General features: G+C 58.2%; 2 protein-coding genes. Both read left to right on the top strand.

From position 1 onward, the window contains the following. On the top strand, positions 1–1,340 hold a 1,340-nt coding region (locus EN780_RS30785; protein ID WP_128276163.1), incomplete at its 5' end, for a Mu transposase C-terminal domain-containing protein. A 6-nt stretch (positions 1,341–1,346) separates the two neighbouring features. Then, the gene (locus EN780_RS30780; protein WP_128276162.1) at positions 1,347–2,228 is read left to right on the top strand and encodes a TniB family NTP-binding protein; all 882 of its coding nucleotides are present in this window, start codon (positions 1,347–1,349) and stop codon (positions 2,226–2,228) included. Positions 2,229–3,194: the final 966 nt, after the last annotated feature.

Genomic DNA, 3,194 nt, shown 5'->3' with positions numbered 1-3,194 from the left:
AAGCCCTCGTGCGACGAACAATTGAAGGCTTTTACCTCAAACCGACACGTCCGTCCTTCGCGCAGTTGGTTCGGCAGGTCCAAATCGCCTGCGCAGCGGCCGGCCTTGCTCCGCCAAACTGGCGCACCATCAAATCCCGGGTTGAAGAGATCGATCTACAGGTGAGGGGGCGTAAGCGCGGCGAGAGCGAGGTCGTCAAAGCTACAACCGCTACTCCAGGTGCTCTTTCGGCCTCGCGGCTGCTTGAACTTGTACAAATCGATCATACCAAAGTTGACGTATTCGTTGTCGACGAAGAAACGCGTCTGCCGCTCGGACGGCCCTGGCTGACACTGGCGCTGGACATCTTTTCTCGGATGGTAACCGGCTTCTATCTAACCATGGAGGCGCCGTCGCGACTGTCGACAAGCCTTTGCATACTGCACTCCGTGTTCGACAAGACTCCATGGTTGCAGGAGAGGGGTATCCATGAAGCGTGGCCAGTGGCGGGGCTGCCGGGAATGATACATGTCGACAATGGTGCGGATTTTCGAAGTCATGCGTTCGAACGTGCTTGCCGGGACAACGGCATAAAGGTTGAGTGGCGTCCGCCTGGAACGCCCCATTTCGGCGGCCACATCGAACGGTTGATCGGCACGCAGATGGGCGCGGTTCACCTGCTGCCAGGATCGACCTCGAGCAACATCGAGGAACGGCGCGAGTACGATGCCAAACGCCATGCGACACTGACGCTTCGAGAGCTTGAGCGCTACATCGCACTCGAGATCGTTGGGCAATACCATCATGCTATCCATGGCGCACTCCGTAGGCCACCGATTGCGGTCTGGCGGCAGCAGGAGAGTGAGTTGGTGTTGCGCCTGCCGAACGATCGTATGCAATTCTGGATCTCCTTCTTGCCGGAGGCAGAGAGAACGTTGCGCCCGACCGGCATCCATCTTTTCAACATCCGCTACTGGTCTCCCGCCCTGGCCGCCGATATCGGACGGGCCAAGGCCCGCCTGATTGTGAAATACGACCCCCGGGATTTGTCGCGCGTTTTTGTTAGGCGTCACTCCGGCAGGTTTGTTGAGGCTCGCTATGCCGATGTGACACTCGCGCCCATTACGTTGTGGGAGGCGCAGGCTGCCCGACGCAAACTCAACGCTCAAGGCAAACGCGAAATCGACATGCACGTCCTCATTCGCACTGCGCTCTCGCAGCGCGAACTGATCGAGCAGGCGAAACACAAGACACAAGGGCGCCAGCGGCTTGCGAAAACGAATGTGGATGACGATCAAGTGGGCTCGCTTCGGGGCGTCGATTCAAGCAAACCTGTTCCCTCCGTCGAAGATCTGGATTGAGCCCCCTTGACCACGGATAACGTCCATCTGACGCAGGCGGCCAAAGACCTCCTAGGCGAGCCTGATATTGTGCGAGTTCGCGCAATTCAGGCTCGCCGCTGGATTTTTTATCCGCGCGCCAAGCAAGCGCTCGATCGTCTCAACCTGCTAGTCGATCATCCTCGCGGCACGCGCATGCCCTCGGTGGCCATCTACGGCGACAGCGGTATGGGCAAGACGATGATCCTGGAAAAATTCTGCGACAACAACCCCTCCCGTTTTGATCCGACGACCGGCGTACAGGCTATACCGGTCCTGGCAATCGAGATGACCGGCAAGCCAGGTGAGCGCCGTTTATATGCCGGGATCCTGGCTGCACTTGGCGCGCCACAGGCACCCCGCGCCGACATCGTGCAGATGGAGCAAGCGGCGTTGCGACTTCTGAAAACGGTCGGCGTCCACGTTCTTGTGATCGATGAAGTACATAACATTCTCGCCGGCTCGTACCGCGAGCAGCGGGTCGTGCTGAACACGCTGCGGTTTCTCAGCAATCGGCTTCAGATCTCCCTCGTTTGCTTCGGCGTAATCGAAGCGCGCGAAGCGATAAGTGGCGACGTACAGCTTGCCCGCCGGTTCGGCGAGCTGACCTTGAATAGGTGGGCGGCCAACGAACAGTTCGAAGCGCTAGTCTCGTCCATTTTGCGGAATATGCCGCTTCGCCGTCCGACGGTGCTGACGCCGAAATCGCTACGCCGGATACTGCAGATCAGCGGCGGCATCACTGCAAATATTTTCCAGGCGATTACGAGCTTGGCAGCCGAGTCTATCGAGAGCGGTATAGAGCATATCACAGATGAAGCGGTGGAAAGTTGGCGCCCGCCAGTTAGCGCCGAAACAGCCTACGCATGATCCGCGAGCTCAACGGGACAAGGCCGCTTCCAGTTATTCTCAAACCCGTCCCCGATGAGCTTCTGTCATCGTGGATCACGCGCCATGCCGATTTCTATGGCGTCCCACCGCTCACGATGCTTCGCCATGCCATTCCGGAGGCAACATCTTTGCGGCAAACCGATACAAACCTGGGGCCAACCGCCGCCGTTCATATTGCGAGGCTGTTTCGATCCCAATCTTCGACAATCTTGGCAATGACCACGTCTGGGTTCCCACAATCGGCAGGTCGGCTCGTCGCGCCACGCGTCATTCAATGCTGCATCGCCTGCTCCGAGCAAAACAGATTGCGAGGAGCTGCAACTGCGGTACAGCGAAGCTTGGATCGAGGGTTGGCGGATAACCTGTCCCGTTTGCAGACAACGTCAGCAAGAGACGAGGGAGGGGGCATCTGCCGTCGCAAGCACGTCATCGCCGTTCGAGGATCTTTGGGTAAATGCCGTCCATGGCGAGGAGCTCATCGATCAGTTGCTGGGGGGAGCATCTGGGGTATCGCCAATCGATATCGCCCGATTACTGCTCATCAGACGATGCCCAAAGCCCTCCCGTCATCAGGCATCGATACGCCACTCCACCATCCTTGGCGCCGTCGTTCAAGGTTTCGATGAGCTTGTAGCCGAACAGGGTCTCCCAAGACCTACGATTGCAAGACCCATCTTGCCTATCGGACTTCGCATGGCGTTGCTCGCTGGTATCTCAATCGTCTATCAGGCAGGGCCCACGTTAGTCTCCGAACTCAAGCGCCAAACGCTTGGCGTCCATTACACGCGATTCGTTGCAATCGGCGCCGGCATGTGGGCTTCGAGAAACTCTCAGCCGCTGCAGTTGAATTGTAAGCGGTGTTTCCGGACCACCTTTCGGGAGTGGTCGCGATCTGTGAGGTTGCCGATCCTGTATTGGGATCGGAGATCGGCTTGTGTCTGGACT

The organism is Mesorhizobium sp. M4B.F.Ca.ET.089.01.1.1 (assembly GCF_004022605.1).
In the GTDB taxonomy this organism is placed as follows: domain Bacteria; phylum Pseudomonadota; class Alphaproteobacteria; order Rhizobiales; family Rhizobiaceae; genus Mesorhizobium; species Mesorhizobium abyssinicae.
This window is presented reverse-complemented; position numbering and strand designations above follow the sequence as displayed.